General features: G+C 36.0%; 2 protein-coding genes. One reads left to right on the top strand and one right to left on the bottom strand.

Annotated elements, in window-relative coordinates:
- Positions 1–70: 70 nt before the first annotated feature.
- Complete coding sequence (locus BN30_RS09625; protein ID WP_019214407.1) at positions 71–5,464, top strand: lectin like domain-containing protein; 5,394 nt, start codon at positions 71–73, stop codon at positions 5,462–5,464.
- A gap of 451 nt (positions 5,465–5,915) precedes the next feature.
- On the opposite strand, the gene BN30_RS10160 is transcribed toward BN30_RS09625, so the two are convergent.
- Positions 5,916–20,996 (bottom strand): InlB B-repeat-containing protein, encoded by a 15,081-nt coding sequence (locus tag BN30_RS10160; protein ID WP_019214406.1) that lies wholly within the window; start codon positions 20,994–20,996, stop codon positions 5,916–5,918.
- Positions 20,997–21,328 lie beyond the last annotated feature (332 nt).

Raw genomic sequence — 21,328 nt, 5'->3', positions numbered from 1 at the left:
TTTTGGTATACGTCTTAATGATGCAACTTATTTGTTTATTCATGCATTTTTTTCTAAGGGAGGTTTGTAAATGAAAAGAAAATTTCTTAAAGGTATTTTAAGCTTTGTTTTAGCGCTTACAATACTAGTCACACCAGTAACAGCATTTGCTGAGGATTTAGAGATATCTGATCCTTTAGTAGATCAAGTAAATCCAGCAGATCTTGTTAACAAAGATGAAATTACTGATGAGATCGAGGGCTCTTTCTCGCCTATCAATCCCGAGTACAACAAGGTAATGTCAAACAACAAAGACGAAAAGTTTTATGGTTTGCGTGTAAGTCCTGTGCTTTACAATGCAAATTATAATCTTGAAAAGAGCGATGAGTTTGCTCCTTGGAAAGAGCGTCAAGCGGCGCCAAGAAAGTATGACTTAAGAGAACACAATCGTGTTACTCCAGTCAAGAATCAAGGACCTAACGGTTCTTGCTGGTCATTTGCATCATTTGCATCAGCTGAATCAGTTTTGATGCCCGAGTACAATGACTTTAGTGAAAAGAACATGAGAAACACTCACGGCTTTGACTGGGGTCCAGACCAAGGCGGTACTTGGCAAGTAGCAAGTGCCTACTTAACTCGTGGTTCTGGTCCTATCGCAGAAAGAGACGAACCATACTCACCTTATGATTTTTACTCTCCTAGAGGATTAAGAAGAGTTAAAGATGTTGATATGATCATGAATATACCAGATGTTAGAGGCGGCTGGGATACTGATATATTAAAACAAGCTATCATGGACTACGGCGCTGCTTACACAACTGTCAACGGTAACGAAGCGTACTTAAATACAAGAACTATGGGTTCATACAACCCAGGCTACAATGGATACGCTAACCACGCTGTTGCCATAGTTGGCTGGGACGATAATTTCTCTCGTTATAACTTTGGTATCACTCCTCCAGGAGATGGCGCTTGGTTAATCAAGAACTCTTGGGGACAAAACTGGAAATACATGGGCGGTTATTATTGGGTTTCTTATTATGACGGTTTTGCAGGCAGAAGCAATGCAATTTTTAAATTAAAGGACATGACTCCTAACGAAGAGATTTGGTACTATGACGACTTAGGTATGACAAGCACCTATGGCAATGGTCAAAGCGCTTATTTCTCAAATGTTTTCGGTCCAGTTAATGCTAATAAAGATGTTTATCAAGTTGGTTTCTTCGTTCCATCAAACGGAGCAAGATATGAAATATACATGACTAAAGGCAGAGGACAAGTTTCTTTCAATAACAGAGTAAAAGTTGCTGAAGGAACTGTGACTTATGCTGGCTATGTTAATGTCCCTATAAGAAAGTTTAATGTTTCAAACGGTGAATACTTTGCCCCAATAGTTAAACTAACTACTCCTGGATATAACTATCCAATCCCTGTTGAAAACTACATCAGTGGCTACTCATCAAGAGCAAGAGCAAATAGAGGCGAGTCCTACATCTCCTATGACGGATCTAGATGGACTGATATGACTCAAGTTAGATACAATGCTAACGTCGCTTTAAAGGCTATGACTGTTCCAGCAGGTTCTTCCCCATCTTATGATAAGAAAGTTTCTTCAATTGAATTTAATGAAGATCCACTAAATATTAAAGTCGGAGAAACTTATGAAATAAATCCAACTGTTTTGCCACAGGACGCTGCAAATAAAAATCTAAACTACTCTGTTAATCCAAGCGGAATTGTTAGTGTTAATAACGGCGTTTTAAGAGCTTTAAGAAAAGGAACAGCAACAGTAACTGCTACAGCGACTGACGGCTCTTACAAGAGAAATTCATTCACTGTAAATGTTTTGGATGACGTTCAAAATGTAGAAGTAAAAAATATTATCTTAGATAAGGAAAATATTAAATTAAAAGTTAATGAAACAAGTACTATAAAAGCAAGCGTTGAGCCAAGTAATGCTACAAACAGAGCTATATACTGGACAAGCACTAACACAAGAGTTGCCACAGTTCAAGGCGGCTACGTAAAAGCCATAGCTAAGGGCGAGTGCGACATCATCGCTAAAACTGCTAACGGTGTTTATAAAAAAGCTCACGTAATTGTTTATGATGAAAATAACGATAATGATGATAATGACAAAAACATTATCAAAGTATCATCATCTGTATACTCTAAGACTATAAAGCAAGGCTATAGCCAAAGTATAACAGTTAATTCAAAGGACTACCTAAACAGAAATCTTCGCTATGTAACGACTGAGATCGAACTTATCGCTCCAGATGGAAAAAGCATAAATAAATCAGCTTACTCTGACTACTATGGCAACGCAACATTTACTTTTAGCGCCAATGAAATTTATGCTACAGGCGAATACACTGTCAATATCAAGGTTAGTGGCGGAACTTACAAAGCAAATACTGATAAATTAACATTTACAGTTGAAGATTCTCGTCCAAGTTTTGATGTAGAGGTAAAACCTATGTCAAAAGAAATCATGAACAACCAAAAAATTCAACTAGCAATCAAAACTACTGCTAACGGCAGAAACTTAAGAAATGTAGACCTAGATATCGAGATAGTAACTGCAAGTGGCGCTGTTCATAAAAACACAGGCAGAACTAACTACTACGGCAGAGCAAACTATTTCTACAGTCCAGACGGAGGAGCTGAAGGCACTTATACTGTTAAAGTTACAGCTAAGAGCGCTCAATACAAAGACGCCGTTGGAACAGCAAGCTTTGAAGTTAAAAAATACAAAAACCCTTATCACCTAGATATGTCTTTCGAAAAAGATAGTGAAAGCTACAAATTAGGCGATAGAGCTGAGATAAACATTAAAGTTCTTGACCAAAGAAAATATGGTGTAAGATATTTACCTGTTAAGATTGAAGTAAGTGGTCCAAATAACTTTAAGTACAATTTAACAAAATACACTAATAATTATGGTATAGCCACAGTTTACATCACTCCAACTAAGGAAATGGGCGAAGGCGAATACACTATCAAGGCAAGCGCAAGCAAATACGGCTACGAGGGCGCCTTAGTTGAATACAAAATTATTTTCGGCGACAAAAAGCCTATCGATCCAGTAGACCCAGTTATACCTGAAGAAACTATCTACAAGATGATAGAGACTGATGAGGCTCAAAAACTTATCGAAGAAAATAAAGGCAATGAAAACTTCGTTATATTTGACGCAAGAACAAAGGCTGAATACAACGAATCTCACATCGATGGCTGCATACACCACGATTATTACCAAAAAGATCATGAAGATTTTATAAAAACACTAGATAAGAACAAAACTTACCTATTATACTGCAGGACACAAGTTCGTTCAGGCGCTACTGCTGAGATTATGAAAAAGCTTGGCTTTACTAAGATTTATTGGATGAACGGCGGTATGACTAAGTGGCTTAGAGAAAATCGTCCATCAGTCTTCCCTGAATACGATAAAGCGCTTGATTTAAACATTGGCGCAGAAAAATCAGCATACACTCCTGGCGAAAATGTTGTTTTAAACGCAAAAGTTACTGACCTTGATGCTAACGGCGTAAGAAAAGCAAATATCGATTTAGTCTTACTTGATGACAATGGCAAATCTATCGATAGAAAAACTGTTCAATCAGGCAATACTGGTGAGTTCACAGTTAATTTCACAGCTCCAGCAAAGCTTGGCAAATACACAGTAGAAGCAAAGGCTAGCTACAACGACTTCAAAAATGCAAATGGTCTTGCCATCTTTAGTGTAGATGCAAATGCAAAAGAATTCACATCTTATGAAGAAAGAAAAGCATCTGGCCAATACAAGCACTTAAAAACAAGTGATTTTGAATACGAAGCACTACAAAAACATTATGGCAAGAACATACTTCAATATTATGTAAAAGATGAAAACTTAAAAGATCACAGAATTTCAGACCTTATAGACCCTAATAAGAAAACAGTTTTAGTCTTTGGTTACCCAGGATGCGGAGCCTGTGTAGAAATGTGGAAGGCTATGGCACCACTTGCACACGAAAAATATAATTTCATTGAGATAGTTACTTCAGTTGAAGAAGATGTTAAGTCAACAGTTAATTTTGCCAATAACGTTTTGAAAGAATTAAATATCGAACACTTTAAAAACCATATATTCTACGATGCAGACGAAAAGATCTGGGCATCACGCCTTGGTTTCTTAACAACACCAAATACAGTTATACTAGATGAAAACGGAAGATTAGTAAATATAGCTGGCGCACTTGATAAAGACGGTTTATATGATTTACTATACAAAACATTAGGCTTAAATGTCGATGGAAGTGACGAGCCAGAAGAAGAGTACAACGCTAAACTTAGCCTAAACTTTGATAAAGAAGAGATAAGAAGTGGTGAAACAGTTAAGATCACAGCTAAACTACAAGATTTAGCAGGTAAAAACATCAACCAAGATACAATCAGATACACAATCAAGTACCCAAACGGCGCTTACAAAGACGGCGTATACGATAGAAAAACACTTTATACAGGCGAAACAAACCTTTACTTCACAAGCGATGAATCAAGCGTAGAAGGCGAACATGAAGTTACTATCGAACTTATCTCAAATAATTACAAAGCAAAAAAAGTCACAAAATCATTTAGAATAGTGAAAGAAGAGAAAAAAGCTGATTATAACTTAAACATCTCCTTTGGTAAAGATAATTTCAAAAAAGGCGACGTTATCAGAATGGTTCTAGAAGTGAAAGACCAAAATGGAAACGCAGTTAAAAATGAAAGAGTTAAATTCATATTCGAATATCCTGATGGAAAATCATATAACTATGATAGACAAACAGACTACTACGGACAAGCAATGCTAACATTTACAACAAACTCCTACGTTCCAGAAGGAAAATTCACATTAAAAGCATCATTGACAGATAGACCAGAGTATACAGCCGAAAAGTCATTCACAATTGGAAGCCAAGATCCAGATAAGCCTATAAACAAAGACTCACTAAGCTATCAAGACAGATATAACAATGGTGAGTTTAATCACTTAGAGTCAGGCGACCTACTTGGCAAATTAAGAAACGCATACGGCAAAAACGTTTCTAATTACACACTTATAAATATGCAAGGACAAACAGTTACTATCGCTTCACTAATGGATGGACGCCGCCCAACAGTCATTGCCATGGGTTATCCAACATGTGGAGGCTGTCAAGCAAGCTGGAGAAGCCTTGTAAACATCAATAAATCAAGCTTCAACATGGTAGAAGCGATGACAAACGGCGACAGCCAAAGCATCACATCCATACTAAACAGACTTGGCTTAAGCCAAATGCTACCATATTTCCACTACAACGCAAGAAGCTTATTTAACCTAATCAGCTCAAACTACGTTCCTTGCCTAATGTATCTTGATAAAGATGGCAATATAACAAACTTAAGCTACTTTAACTCAAACGAAGAAGTACTAAGCATAGTTAGGACAATAGCTGGAACAACTTCGAAATAGTTAAACACACACTATATTATACAGCTTAATAATTAGTTTACACCGTAGGTGCCACCTAAAAAAGATGGCACCTATTTTCTTGTGAATATATTTTGCTAATTACAAGATAAATAATTTAATAATTTTGCATATAGAAAAGCTTCACACACTTGTAAATAATTATCTAGTTTGAAGCACCAAAAAGACGCATATCTTAATGATATACGTCTTTTATTTGACTTAATACTTTATTGAGTTAATTTCGCTATATCAATTTCTTAGATAAAATATGAGACTCTCGCGAAATGGCACTTCGAGGCAAGCTTGGATGTAAGTTTCATCAAAGATATGTACACTTCGTTACGTCTCTTTGTAAATCATACATTGCCAATCGAATGCGAAAGGCAAAAGAAGAGTGCATATCATCCGATATGCACTCTTCTATAAATATAGTTTATTCTATTGTTTAAGCTTATCTTTCAGTAAAGAATTGGAATTTCTTTTGATATATTAACAAGTCATCCGTAATAATGTTAAATGTTAGAGCGTCCATATCTATAGCATTTGCCTTATAGTATCTGCCATCTGTCAATAATGTGTTACTTGCACATAAGATGTCTTCATATAGAGGCATGCTTGGATTGATGTCTTTGTAATGTATCATATTATTAACATTTCTCTTTAGATAAGCCTTGTCAAGAACTCTGTCGAAAGCCTTGTTAGATACAGCCGCTACTTCTTGTCTAGTGATAGGAGCGTTCGCATCGAAGTATGCTATGCCTGATGTGTATACATCTAGCCAGCCAGCTTGATATGCTGCTTCTATCTCTTCAGTAGCCCAGTGGCCCATGCTTAAGCCCATGTCGTTGCCACTAACCTTCTTTAAGTCTTGGAACCTTCTAAGCGTTGCCACCCATTCCGCTCTAGTGATCTTACCTTCTGGTTTGAAAGTACCATCGCTATATCCTTGGAAAACACCCGCTTGAGAAACTATTCTAACAGCTTCAGTGTACCAAGTGTCACCAATGTCTGTGTAGCTTATAGGGTAGAATGGATCGTAAGCGTAGCCGTCAGCCTTAAGAGCGTTCGCTAAGATTTGAGCAGCTTCAGACCTTCTTAGACCGTCATATGGTCTAAACTTGCCGTTAAAGCCTTGCATGTATCTTAGTTCCTTAAGTCTTTCGTTGTCTTTGATCTTAACAATCTTTTCGACTATCTTTTCTTTTTCAACGATTCTGTCTCTGTAAATGATTTGTGGTTCACTTGGACGTGGATCTGGCTCATGCCTTGGTAGAACCCTAACAGGAACCGCAATCTTGCCCCTTTCTCCGTTACTGTATAGAACTTCTAAGAATGCCACAGTATCTCCAGCTCTGCTTGTATCTGGTTCAGTAATAACTCTTAAAAATTCTACACTTATTCCTTTTGGTAAACCTTTGATATGGTCAATATATGTGTTCGCATCTACATAGTCGCCTTGATTTACAGTTATTAACTCAACTTCAGGTGTTGGAGGAGCCGCTTTATCGTATTGGGCGGTAATTCTTGTATCTTCTTCAAATCTACGAGTTTCTCCATAATAAGACGCATTAGGGTCTTCGTCTATAATCCAGTTTACGAATTTTGCATCGTTTATTGGACGAATTATTGGAAGTGGTATAACTACGTCTACGTAAGGATTTACATAGTAGATTTGAATTTGTGGTTCTTCGTTTAATAAGGTTGGATCAACTGTAACTTTTACGTAATCATTAGATATTTCAGCTGTCTTTTTGCCGTTCGTATCTGCTGGATAAAGAAGTTCGTGTACTTTTACTGGTACCGTAATTTCTTTAGATTTTCCATTGTTAAAGTTTATCTTAATTCTTGCTTGGCTCATACCAGCTTCACTAACCTCGGGTTGTTTAGTGATTTCAATCTTTTCAACATTTTTATCAAATGAAAGTTCAGTCATATTAAGCATCATTTTGATTGCATCTTTATAATCATATTCATTAGGTTCTTTTCCTACATAAGTTTCTACTAATTTAGCTTCTACTGATGGTTCAGGAATTATGCTTTCGTATTGTGCTGTGATTGTAGTTTCGTATGTGAATCTTGCTTTTATTTCTCCGTCCCAAGTTCTTGATGATTGTTCACTTGACTTCCAGCCTTTGAACTTCCAATTAACATCTTTTCCTGAAGCGTCTTTTATGATATTGCCGTTTGAATCTTTTGCGACTACTCCAATTGGCTCGTCAACTGGTATAGTAACTACTTTTGAAGGATCAACCCAGAATGTTCTTATAAATCTAGTATCTTCTGTGGCTTTATTCGTAGTATCAACTGTAACTTTCACAAAGCCCTTAGGAACAACTGGTGTTATAGTTGGGTCAGTTTGTTCAATAACGTCTTTACTTACATCGTAACTTACATCAATAGTTTTTGTTTCATTATTTGGATAAGTTACTTTAATTTTTACAGTCTTGCCTTTCCCAGCTGTACTTGTATCAGGTTCATTTCCTGAAACAAATTCAAATTGTGTTCCATTTGGTAAATTGTCTTTATTATTAGGGTCTTTGTAGTCGTAAAGGTTATCAATGAAGTCTTCTGGACTTGGCTTTGAGCCCATTGCTAAAACTTGATCGCCTTTGGCTTGTGGCTTAACATTTTCTATAACTTCGTAAATTGCAGTTATTATTGTTTCGTCTTTAGTGAATGTGTCAGTTATTTCTGTTTTTTCAGTATAATCTTTTACTGAAGTGCCATCTTTCAATTGCCACTTAAGAAAAGCGTTTGGCTTAATAACTCCCTTAATATTTTTGTTTTTACCTACTGGCTCTTTTATGCCAGTTATTTTTACTTCCTTATCCTTTTTAACCCAGAACACTTGTTCATCTTTAGTTTGATCTGTTGCCTCTTTTGTTGGGTCAAATACTACTTTTACATAATCTTTTGGTACAAGTGGTGGTTTTTTTGGATCTATTTGTTCCTCTACATCGCCAACTACTTTTACTCCCACACTTACTACTTCAGTCTTGCCACTTGGGTAAGTAACTTTAACTTTAGCAATAGTAGCGCCAGCCTCATCTACATTAGGTTTTTCTTCGTATGAGAAACTTACATCATTAGGTAACTTAATGCCATCAACAACATCGTCAGTATATTTGTTTGCAATTAAATCTTCTGGCTTTGGCATTACGCCTATAGTTGTTACGACGCCTTTCTTAGCTCTTGGCAAGTTACTTGGTTCTACATATTTTGTATAAGTTGCAGTGATATCAGTATCTTGCGTAAACTTATAATTGATTTCAGAAACTTTTTTCCAAGTAGCTACAACGCCTTTTGTTACAGTCCACTTATCGAAAGTATAAGTTGTTTTGTTTTTATCGCTGTCTATAATTTCTCTTCCTTCTGGGTCTTTAAAGCCTGTAAATGTAGCATCGTAGTTTGGATTAACATAGAAGGCTGTATTTTTGCTATCTGCCTTGTCTGTTGGGATAAATGTAACTTTTACATAGCCCTTAGGTCTTTTAACGCCATCAGCTACTGGAATTACTTTTTCTTCTTTATTAAATGTAAATGTGAAAGTTTTTTCACCGCTGAATTTACCTTCTAGTGATTCGCCCCAAGTTCCTTCTGCCTTATAGCCAACGTTAGGCTCTTTAGCAAGACCATTAGCTGCGCTAGTTAAATCTACTATTTCGTTAGGATTTACATAGTAAGTTTTTGTTCCTGATAATGTTCCATGATCAGCTACAAAATTAACTTCAACATATCCATCTGGTTTTTCTTGGTCTTCTGGAATTATATTCTCAAGCTTATCATATAGCGCTGTAATTGTTGTGTTTTTAGTAAACTTTTGAGTTAAAGCACTGTCCCAAGCGTCTCTACCAGTTTTTTGTTTGTAGCCAGTATTTGCTTTAACAGTAGGCGCAGGTATTGTTACTTCTTTATTAGGATTTACATAATAAGTTTTTTCTTCACTTAATTTGCCATGGTCTCCCTTAGCAAATGTAACTTTTACATAGCCCTTTATTGGAATAGGACTAATATCTTTTGTCTCATTAAATAAAGCCTTAATTACGTCTCCAGCTTTGTATTGTATATTCTTAGTAATTTGTGTGTCCCAGCCAGCAAAATCATATCCTGTGTTAGGACTTACTTCTGGTGCTTGGCCAGCTAAGACCACTGCTTTATTTGGATTTACATAAACAATTTTTTCTGTTTTGTCTTTATCCTTTATCTTGCCATTTGTTTCTGTAGAGAAGCTAACTGTGATGTAGCCATTTGGTACCTTGCCTCCAGGTAATTTGCTTTGGTCCATTACATCGTCTAATTTTTTATACTTAGCTTTTAGTGTTAAATTTTTATTAATTTTTTCATCTTTATAGTTACCAGTAGGTTCTGGCGCTCCTAGTATTTCCCAATCTATATCAGCAATATCAAAACCAATATCTGGGTCAATTGTCGGTGCTGTTAAATCTCCTACCTTTTGATTAGCATTTGGATTTACATAGTAAACTTTTTGTCCTTTTAGCTTACCATTATCACCTTTTAAGAACTCAAGTTCTACATAGCCTTCTGGTTTTGCGTTTGCATTGCCACTTGCATCAGTTGAAGGAATTATCGCCTTTATTGGCTCGAAACTACCTTTAACTGTAGTATTAACTTTATACTTTTTCTTAGCTGTAGTATCTTGGTCCCAAGTAGCAAACTTGTAACCAGTTTCTGCACTTGTTTTTGGTGGGTTAATAAATACTGAGTTACCAGGGTTTACAAAGTAAGTGATAGTTTCGCCGTCTGATATTTTTCCTCCGACTCCATTTATTTCAAAAGTAACACTTACGTAGTCCTTAGGTTTTTCGGACTCGTCTTTCTTTGTCTTTGGAATTACTATGTTTAATTTATTAAACTTTGCTGTAATTGTTGTGTCTGTTTTATAAACTGTAGGCACTGTAGCGTCTTGAGACCAAGCGCCAAACTCGTATCCTCTGCTAGCCACAGTTGTAGGAGGAGTTATAGTTACATATTTACTAGGGTTAACGTAGTAAGTTTTGTTGCCATTAAAAATTCTGCCGTTACTTTCATGCTCAAACTTAACTTCTACATAGCCTTCTGGCTTGCTTCTTTCGTCACTGTCGATTACATCGTCTAATTTTTTAGACTTCGCAGTAACGACCATGTCCGAATTAATTACTGTAGTGTCAGGCTTATCCCAGCCGTCAAGTTCATAACCAAGAGCTGCCTCTCTAGTTGGCCTAGCTATACTATCGTTGTCAAGCCTTACTCCTATGCCTTTTCTTACATAGTAATATTTTACGCCGCTTAGAGATAAACCTTCATCTGCCACGAAAGTAACTCTTGCAAAACCGTCTGGTCTAGTTATAGGGTTTTCTGGATCATAAGGGATAATGTTTGCATCTTCTTGCCAATTAGCATAAGCTGTAACATCGCCTGTTAATGTGTATTCTTCTCCCGGTCTATAAATTTTATCGCCTATCTTCCAGCCTGTAAATGTATGATAATCTTTTGTGATACCTTCATTTGAGGCCATATTAATAACTGTTCCGTAAGGCATTACGACGTCGCTTGGTGTTTTGCCGCTTGTCGCTCCATTTAGATTATAAGTTAGAGTTACTAATGACGCTTTGAATTGTGCGACATATTTTCTATCGCTATTTATTACATCGCCTTCTTCAAAACTAGGCACCCACTTATCAAATTTAAAGTTGTCATTTTCTCCAGTTTCAGGTATAGGTATTTCTTTAGAACCGATTTGGACATTCTTATTTGGATTTACATAATAAGTTTTGTTTCCACCTTTAATAAATCCGTTGTCTCCAGCTACAAACTCTACCTTTACATAACCTGGATGATATTCTTTTTCGACATCCTTTAATTCTGTAAATTTAAATGTATAAGTTGTCTTTTCGTCTGTGTATTTTTTATTAGCTTCTATAGTAGGTTCCCAATTTGCTCCATCGTTTGTGTAGCCTACTTTAGGAAGTTTAATCAAAGCATTAGCTTTTGCGTTTAAATCAAGTTCTTTTTCTGGATTAACGTAGAAAATTCTTGTTCCACTTAATCTACCAGTGCCATCAGTTGTGAATATAACTTTATTGTAGCCAGCTGGCTGGTCTTGGTCGCCTGCAACTATATCGTCTATAGTCTCGTATTTAGCAGTGATTGTGTATGTCTTCGCACCAGCCTCTAGATGAACGCATCTGTTTTTGTCCCATTCGTCAAATTTATATCCAGTATTTGGCTTAACTTTTGGCGCTGGAACTGTGACAGTAACGCCTGGTTTTACCCAGTATTCTGTAGTTCCTTTTAATTCGCCACTTTCTCCCTCGTTAAAGACAACTTTTACATAACCTGGCTTTTCATTAATTGAGATGTTCGCTTCTTTGTTGTATATAGCTTCAATCTCGTCATTATCTTTGTACTGAATTGCCTTGTGTATAGATGTGTCCCATCCAGCGAATGCAAATCCTGTATTAGGACTTACTTCTGGTGCTTGGTTTTCTAAAACTACCGCCTTATTTGGATTTACATAAACAATTTTTTCTGTTTTTTGTGTGCCAATTATCTTGCCACTGCCAGTTGTTAAGAATTTAACACTTATATAGCCTTCTGGTTTTTCTGTTTCGTCTTCTCTTGTCTTTGGTATAACGTCGTCAAGTTTAGTGTAATCTGCGATAACAAATAAATTATCATTTATTGGAGTATCGTCAGCAGTGTCCCAATTATTAAATTTATATCCAACATGTGCCTTAATTGTAGGTTTTGTAATATTGGCTAATGTTTTGCCTGCATTTGGATTGACATAGTAAAGTTTTTGTCCTGTCATAGAGCCGTGTTCGCCCTTGTCAAAAGTAACTGTTACGTAGCCTTCTGGTTTTGCGTTTGGCTTGCCATTTGCATCAGTTGAAGGAATTACCGCCTCTATTGGCTTGAAACTACCTTTAACTGTAGTATTAACTGTATACTTTTTCTTAGCTGTAGTATCTGGATTCCATTTATCAAATTCGTATCCTAGCTCTGCCTTTGTTTGCGGCGGATCGATACTTACTTCACGGCTTGGGTCTACGTAGTATTCAGTAGTTTCGCCACTAGCAATTTTGCCTCCTTCGCCACTTATTTCAAAAGTAACTTTTACATAGCCAGGCTTTTCTTCTTTTAATACTGCACCCATTTCGTTGAAAGATGCTGTGATAGTTGTTAATTCGTCTACGTAAACTCTTGGTATAGTAGCGTCTTTGTCCCAAGAAGCAAAAGTATAACCAAGTTCTCCTCTTGTATTTGGAGGTGTAAGTCTTATATTAGTATTTGGATTGACATAGTAAGTCTTTTCTTCAATCTTTTTATTATTTTCTAATAACTCACCTTTTACTCCTGCCACAAACTTAACTGTCTTGTAGCCTTCTGGCTTAGTAAGAGTATTACCGCTGCCATCTGTCGCTGGGATGACTGACTCTAGTGGTTTTGAGCTTGCTTTGATAACTATATCATCACCTTTTATCTCTTCTCTTAGAGTATGATCCCAACCAAGTGATTTGTATCCAATTTTGGCTTTTATCTCTGGCGCTCTTATAGCTTCGTTGCTTAAATATAAACCAGAATTTTTCTTTACATAGTAAGAGTTAAGTTTTTCAAGGAATAAACCGTCGTCCGATACAAAGCTTACCTTTACATAGCTGTTATTTGGTCTAGCTTTTGGGTCCTCAGAGTTAAACTTAATAACTTCTGGATCTTTAACCCATTTAGCGACTGCCTCTGTATTTTTTATTAGAGTAAATTCTTGACCAGCTTTATATTTTTTGCCATCTACTAACCATCCATCGAATGTGTAGTCTGTTCTACTCAAGCCTTGTGATGTTGCAAAGCGTATGCTAGTGTTGTAAGGCACTTTAACTGGCTCTGGTACACTTCCTTCGCCTATACCTTTATTGTAAGTTAAAGTAACTTTGCTAGTTGTGAATGTCGCAGTATAGTTTAAATCACCACTTATAAAGTTATCATAGTCGATACTTGGAATCCAAACTCCAAAATCATAGTTGGCACTAGCTATAGTTTTAGGTACAGCAATTTGTTTAGCTCCTGTAACACTATCTACTATCTTAACATTCGCCTTAGGGTTTACATAGTATTTTATTTCGTCTACGTTACCCTCAAGCTTGCCATTGGCATCTGCTTTGAATGTAAGTGTAGCGTAGCCTTCTGGTTTTACAGTGCCCGTATCTACTTTTATGATGTCTCCTATCTTATTAAAAGTATATGTGAAGATAGTGTCATTATTGAAAGTATCTTTTAATTTTTCACCATTATCGCTGGTCCATGTGCCACCATCAGCTGTATAACCAGTGTTTGCCGTCTTTGTTATTGATTGACCAACTATACTTGTAAAGTCGACTTCTTCTTCAGGGTTTACATAGTACACCAATGTGCCTGATAAACTACCATTTGCATCAGATACGAAAGTAACTGTCTTGTAACCCTCTGGCTTAGCTTGATCACCAGTATATAGGTCTTTCAGCTTAGTGTATTTAGCATTTATTACATAAGTTTGCGAGTTAACTGGCAATTTAACTTTTAAGTCTTTGTCCCACTTTTCAAACTCGTATCCGACCTTAGGTTTAACAGTAGGTGCTGGAATTGTAAGATCTACTCCTGGGTTTACCCAAAGTTTAGTGTCGCCACTTAACTCTCCATTAGCATCTGTCTTGAATTCAACTTTTATATATCCTGGTTTTGTAGTTTTTGATATAGCGTCCTTATCATTGTACTGTGCTGTAATCTTATCTCCATTTTTATAAACTGTTTGCTTTGTTAAATCTGTATCCCAAGATGAAAATTCATATTGAGCATTAGCTTTTATTTTAGGTGCATATGCAGCAAGTGCTACTGCTTTATTTGGATTTACATAAACTGTCTTTTCAGTTTCAGTGCTGCCTTCAATCGTTCCTTTTTCTGTTGTAACAAATTTAACTTCGATGTAGCCTTCATATTTTGTACTTTCATCAACATCAGGAAGTGCATCGTAGTTTGCAGTAACAGTTATATTATCTTTTATTTCTTTTGTGTCAGGCACGCTCCATGCATCCGTATTAGCTTTTTGCTTCCAGCCAGTCTCTGCTGTAATTGTAGGTTTTTTAATATCAGCTAATGTTTTATTTGCATTTGGATTGACATAGTAAATAGTCTTACCACTTATTTCCTTTGCGTGTTCTCCTTGGTCAAAAGTAACTGTTACATAGCCTGCTGGTTTAGAGTTTTCTCCACTAGCACCTTCTTTAGCTATGATATCAGCAAGTTTTGTAAATGTACCCTTAATTTCTGTTTTAGCTTGTGTGTAATTTTTTTCTACAACAGGATCAGGTGCCCAAGTACCAAAAACATATCCAATATCTGCCACTGTCTTTGGCGGATTAAGTTTTACCTTTACATTAGGGTTAACATAATAAGTAATAGTTTCTCCGTCAGGGATTTTGCCACCAGCGCTACTTATTACAAAAGTAACCTCATTATAACCATCCTTTTTAACTGTAGATACTGCATCTATTGGGTTAAAGTGTGCTAGTATCACAGTTTCTTCCTTTTTATACTGTGTTGGTATTGTTGCATCTTTGCTCCATGATGCAAACTCATAACCTATATTACCCTTTGCATCAGTCGGTGCCTTTAGCGTGATATACTTATTAGGGTTAACAAAATATGTTTTTTCACTTACAGTTCCGTTATCTCCAGCCTTGAATATAACTGTTTTATATCCAGTCGGTGCTATATCACTTGTATTAATTTTTTCAATTACATCTTCTATAGCTGTAGATTTTGCTGTTACTACTATGTCGTTTTCGCCTATCAATGTATTGTCATCTGGATTCCATCCGATAAACTTATATCCAAGATCCACTTTATAGTTTGGCTTAAGTAGTTCAGTGTTCGCAAGTTTTATAGAGTTTCCTTGCTCGTCTTTTGCATTTTTCTTCACATAATATGCCTTTGACTCAGTAAGCGTAATTCCATTGTCAGCTTCAAAACTAATTCTTATATATCCTTCTGGTCTTGTTATTGGTTCCTTTGGATTATAACTTACTATATTTTGAGCTTCATCATAAGTCGCTGTTATAGTTGTATCCGCAGTGAACTTTCTCGCTTCATTTGGCTTATATACATCTCCCTCGGCATTTGCGCCTATCTTCCACTCTTTGAATGTAAAGTAGCCTATACCAATAGGATCAGTAACCGGTATAGTAAGATCAAAATCTTTTTTAACCCAGAATATTTTAGTTCCGCTCATAGTACCATTTTTTGTAGTTACAAATTCTACTCTTACGAAGTCTTTCGGTACGTTAGTTGGTTTTTCTGTACCTGTTTGTGGTATTACGTTTTCTGTGAATTCCGGTTTAATTATTGTATCTTCTGTAAACTTGTGACGTTTATCAAAATCAAATACGCCTTTTTCGTTTTGAGCATCCTTATCTGCTTTCCAGTTAGTAAATTTAACATTATCGCTGGTATCAACTTTTGGTATTTCTACCCAAGCTTTTGGATTGACATAGTAAACCTTATTATCCTTTGATTTCAAATCACCAGTAGGTGCAACAGTAACTTTTACATAAGCTTTAGAAACAGTATCTTTAAGAATTTCTTTTAAGCCGCCATCTTCGGCAGTTTTTTCCTCCGCTTCTCTTAAGAATAATGGTTTTTCTCCTGTAGTTAAAGCTTCGTAGCGGTTTTTGTAAACTTTTACTGGTATAATAAGCTCTTGTGTACTCAATGAAGACTTATACTTTTCAATTGCTGAATCCTTATCAGTTTTATTTGTTTCAAGCTTTGCTAATTCAGCTTCTTTCTTTGAAATCTCTTCTTGATTTGGTGCTGCTGCCTCATTAAGCGTTTTTATCTCTTCTTTAACTTTTTTAATATTTTCTTCAATATCTTTAAGTTCTTTTTCTATATTATTTAATTTTTTATCTTTAAACTTAACAAGTGCTTTAATATTTGTATTGCGAACTAGCTCGTCTTTGTCTTCTTTACGTTTTTCGTTTAGTAATTTTAAAACTTCCTCGTCAGTTTCTAATTTTTCTCCATTTTCATCTTTAAATTCTATAATGACATATTTATCATAATCATCAATTTTTTCTATCTTTTTATCATCTTTCGTTAAAATAAGCTTTTTCTTTAATTCTTTGATACTTGGTGCAAATATATTGGACCAATCTTTTGAGCTTGTAGCTTTTTCATCATCGAAAGACTCTGTACATACTAAACCACTTGCGTCCGCATCTAATTCTGACCAATCAAAATAAGCTGTGAAAGTATAATTTTGTTCGATGACTGTATCTTTATTTAGTAATTGAGACTTATCCCACTTAATAAAGTTCTTTCCAGTTTCTGGTGTGATATAGAATTTGCCTTCTTCTTTTTTGTCATCTTCAACAAAATCTCTTGGAACTGGAAGTAAGTCTGATCTTAAGCCTTTGATTACATCGTAGTAAAGCTCTTTAACCTCTTTTCCGTCTTTATTCTTAAATACGCCGCCCCTGTCTGCTTTGAAGGTTACTCTTACGTAGCCATCTGGTACTGGAGCGTCCTCTGTAGTTTCAATAACTCTTACGTCCTTATATATAAAGGTAATATATTTCTTTCTAGTGCCATTGATGCCTAAAAATTCATTTGTAGCTTCATCTACATCGAAGAATAGTTGTTGTTGCGGTGCGCTTACAAGCTTCCAGCCTGGTATTGGTCTATAGTTTCTTGCGTCAGTGTAGCGATTACCATTGACAACTTTTTCATCAGTAATTATGGCATATTTATTAATTATGTCATCCTTTTGTTCATTTTTAGCTGTTTTAAGCTTTTCAATTGCTCTTTCGTCAATATACTTAACAGTGTACTCTCTTTGTCTAAATGGTCTATAGTAGAAATGAAAATTGTTATTAGGGTTTAAAATTTCTTCGTTTGGATCTTTTGGGTCTTTAACTTTTTCTGGCCCTACCTTAATATATTGATTGTATGTGTTCTTTCTAAAGTTTCCATTATTATCTTTTAGCTTTGTATATTCTATATAGTCCGATACATTATGTTCTCTTAATTCTTCATCTGGAGCAAGATACCACTTCTTGCTTTGACGGCTAGCCACTGCTGTAACGTCTGAGCCAGTCCTTTTATTTGCATCAGTTTGTTTTTCTAATTTCTCTTTATCTTCTATATAATTTTTATCTAAGAAGTGGTGGAATATATTAACATCGACAAATTCGTTTTTAACCCAAATTGCTTTTAAATATATGTCCGATACAACGTCGTTGCCAAAAGTGTATAGCTCTGGAACTTTATAAGTTTTGCGGTAATAGTCGTCAACATCATTTGTGTACTCGCCCTTTGAGTTCTTTTTGAAACGAACTATCTCCCAACCCATAAAGTCGTAGCCTTTTCTTTCTGGCTTTGGTAATTCATTAAGCTTTTGTTTGTGAATTACTGTAAAGACTTGCTTCTTGCCTTCGTTAGCTTCTTTTTTAGGGAAAGATATTTTTTCTTCTTGTCCAATGTCTCCAACTTGTATGATTCTCTTTTCAGTAGTAAGACTATCTGCACTAATATTTGCAAGACTTCCCTTATCTCTTTCTAAGTTTGGATCTATAGTTACCCTCCATTGATAGTCTGGGTCGCCCCACTTAGCATAAAGATTTACCGCATGAGAAGGCATCCTTTCCGTATCGTTCTCCCAGATAAGCTTTGTTCCGGCAGGGTCAAGCGCCCAGCCCTTAAATACCATCTGCTCTGAGATATTGTCTGGTCTTTTGACTTTTAACTTGCCATCTTTAGGATCTGTTTGAATAAGCTCTGTAAGGCCTAATGTTTGTAAATTAATTGGATTATCTATTAAGTTTTTTAGGCCTTCTTCAGTACCTGCTTTTTTGTACTCATTTTTTGTATCTACATCTGGGCTTAGTGCCTTTAGAGGAAATTCGTAGAAAGTCATTAATTGATTTGTATCGTTAAACTCACTGTCATCCTTTGTTATTGTTGGGTCGTAGTTAAATCTTAGCGGGTACTTGTTACGCTTGTAGAAGAAGCGTAAGTAGCCGTTTTGTTCAAATTCTTGACCACCTTCCTTTACGTCGCCAAATTCATCGGAATCGCTAAAAAAGTGTGCTATAAAGTCTAGCTGGCCTATAGGAAGTTTAACACCTTGGTTGTTATAGTATGTCCCACTATTGTTAGGGGTGATATCATCACGCTCGTCGTTTAGGTCACCAATTTCATCTTCGTTCACACGGCCATGTTCCTCGCTTCCCTCTCTGATAACTGGCCATGCGCTTTGAGGGTTTTTCGGATCATAGTCACGAGGTGTAAAGCCTGTAACTATCGGGTATTTGTGGCCATAGTCCAGACCGGCGGTGTCCGCCTTGGTTCTTACAAGGTCGTAGCGGATGATGGTTTCTCCTGACTTAAAGCCGTCCATCCAAAAGTCCATGTGGTGAGGGATAGATGGCTCGTCTTGTTTTATACCAAAGGAAAGGGTTGTAAAGTCTTTGGCCTTTATTATTCTACCTTTGCCAGCATCTATCTTATTAACATAGCCGCCCCAGTTAGTATAGTTTGCCATGTCAAGGAACTCATCTGCGTTCAATCGATAAGGAGGTGTGTCCAAGTGAACTGGCCAGTTTGCCTGAGTATAGTTTGGTCCCCAGCCAAAAGATTGATAGCCCGGCGTAAAGCCCTTGGTTTGCTTAGCATCGTTAGGCCACTTATACATCATCTCATTAAATCTAGCCTTGTAGTGGTATGGATTGCCAGGACCGCCTAGCATAACTGCCTCTTCCTTTACAGGGTCATAGCCCCATATTTCTGGGTAGATAGTATTTTTATCAGGTTGTGCATTAGACTTCGTAAAGTATAGGTCGTAGACTTGCCTGTCGTAGTAGATATTGTATACCGTTTGACCTGTCGAAGATATAGACTTTGTAATACTTGTATCTTCAGGGTCTGCATTTTCTTTATGAGTTAGTGTTTTATTGTATACATAGAATTTGTTTAGGTAAAGATTTTTGCCACGATTAAATTTAGCGCCATTCCATATCTTTTCTAGACGAGCTTTATCAAGGTCAGGAAAAACAATGTCCTTAACAGGCTCTTCATCTAAGTTTGGGCTAAATCCTACCCATTTGCCTTCTTTAAGCACTTTAACAGGATGGTCTTTATATACACGAGTTCCCATGTATTCGTATTTTTCTAAAAGAGAAGCACCGTCTGCGTGGTCTGCCTTTTCTGCCCAGAATTGTACCGCGTAGTTTGCTTTTTCTTTGTCCTTCCACTCTGCTGTGAAAGTAACGTCTTCGGCAGGCATAAATAGCTTTATAATATCTGAACTTATTTTTTCTACGTTCTTGCCATCTTTTCTTTTAAATTCACCTAAATTATCTGTTTCATAATATATATTGCTAAAATCGACTATAGGATTGTTATCTGAGTCTCTTATTATTTCGTTGGCCTTAAAAACTGTTTTTGTGTTACCAATACGTCCAATTAGGTCGCAAGATGGTTTCCATCCTATAAGGTCTGATCCGATTTTACGAGGTACTTCTTTAGAATCTATCTTAGGGATTTCTTGTTCATAATAAAGAGTACGAACTGGAATTTCAGTACCGCCTTTTGTATTGTAGTTAATGTTGTAGTGCTTACGATTGTAGCGCAATTTTATTACAAAGTTTTCAGTACTTTCTGGTATTTGAACTCTAAACTCATTAACTTCTGGCTCATAACCCTTCATAAGTTTTTCTTCTACAGGGTTTATCGATATTGTCTCACCTGTATAGCCATATTGCTTTCTATAAATATCGTCCTTAATACCTAGTTCTTCTTTCTGCTCTTTATTAAGACCCTCTTCTTCTTCGCCTATGCCGTATTTTTGGTTATCATAAAGGTGTTGAAAAACATGTATTACTTGTATTTCATTTTTCTTTGGTTCGTAATTGAAAGGCCAAACAAGCTCATGTTTAATGCCATAGTTAGGAATTTCAGTAGTTGTGCTTTTCTTTTTATATTTACTATCTTCTGAATTTCCTGACTGGCTTCCATTTAAAACTTCTTTCTTAATAAAGCCATATTCTACGTTGAATCTTGGTGTAGGTTTAGTGTAACCATCTAGCTCTGGCAACTCAGTCCAGCCTATTTTTGATACTTTATCTTTATCTGGATCAGGTATATCTTCTCCAACACTCACAATATATGGTTGATAGTTGATAACATAGTCGTTACCACGCTTAACCTTATAATCAGCACGCATAGTATAAATATCAGGCTGAGCTGGATTTTTAATTAGCTCAGCAGCTGTTTGTCCCTCTTTAAGCTTTGCTGGATTTATTGCTAAGCCATCTTTATCGCTCTTATTGAGATAATCCTCCATACGCACAACGGATTTGTCGTCGAAGACAATCTCATAAGGTTTTTTAGAGCCACTTGCACCTCCAGGCTCTGCCAGTAAATTCACAGGCGCAGCCGTCACTAGCATCATCACCGCTAGTACTAATGTTAATACTCTTTTAAAAATAAAATTCTTCTTCATGCTTTCTCCCCCTATATTTAAAGTCTATGTTTAATGTCTATATATAAATTATTTATTTATAAACGTTCATAATTATTATACCACATAATTATGCGTTTTTTGCATTTTAATTGAATTAAGTGAATTAAATTGCGAAAATTTAACACAATCTTAACATAAACTTTACAAAAATGCATTTTTTCATAATTATACTTCTCTTCTTATTATATATGTATTAAAAATATAGTTTTAATTAAAATATATTTAGTGAAATATTTTTAATAAATGTTTTGAGAATAGTTTTGAAAATATTTGAGAATAGTTTTGAAAATATTTGAGAATAGTTTTGATAT

The organism is Fenollaria massiliensis (assembly GCF_000312505.2).
Classification (GTDB): domain Bacteria; phylum Bacillota; class Clostridia; order Tissierellales; family Peptoniphilaceae; genus Fenollaria; species Fenollaria massiliensis.
Note: the sequence above shows the minus strand (reverse complement) of the source record. Positions and strands in the feature narration are given on the sequence as shown.

Coding starts and splice junctions, on each gene's coding strand:
- BN30_RS10160 (WP_019214406.1), bottom strand. CDS start 20,996: ATGAAGAAGAATTTTATTTTTAAAAGAGTATTAACATTAGTACTAGCG.
- BN30_RS09625 (WP_019214407.1), top strand. CDS start 71: ATGAAAAGAAAATTTCTTAAAGGTATTTTAAGCTTTGTTTTAGCGCTT.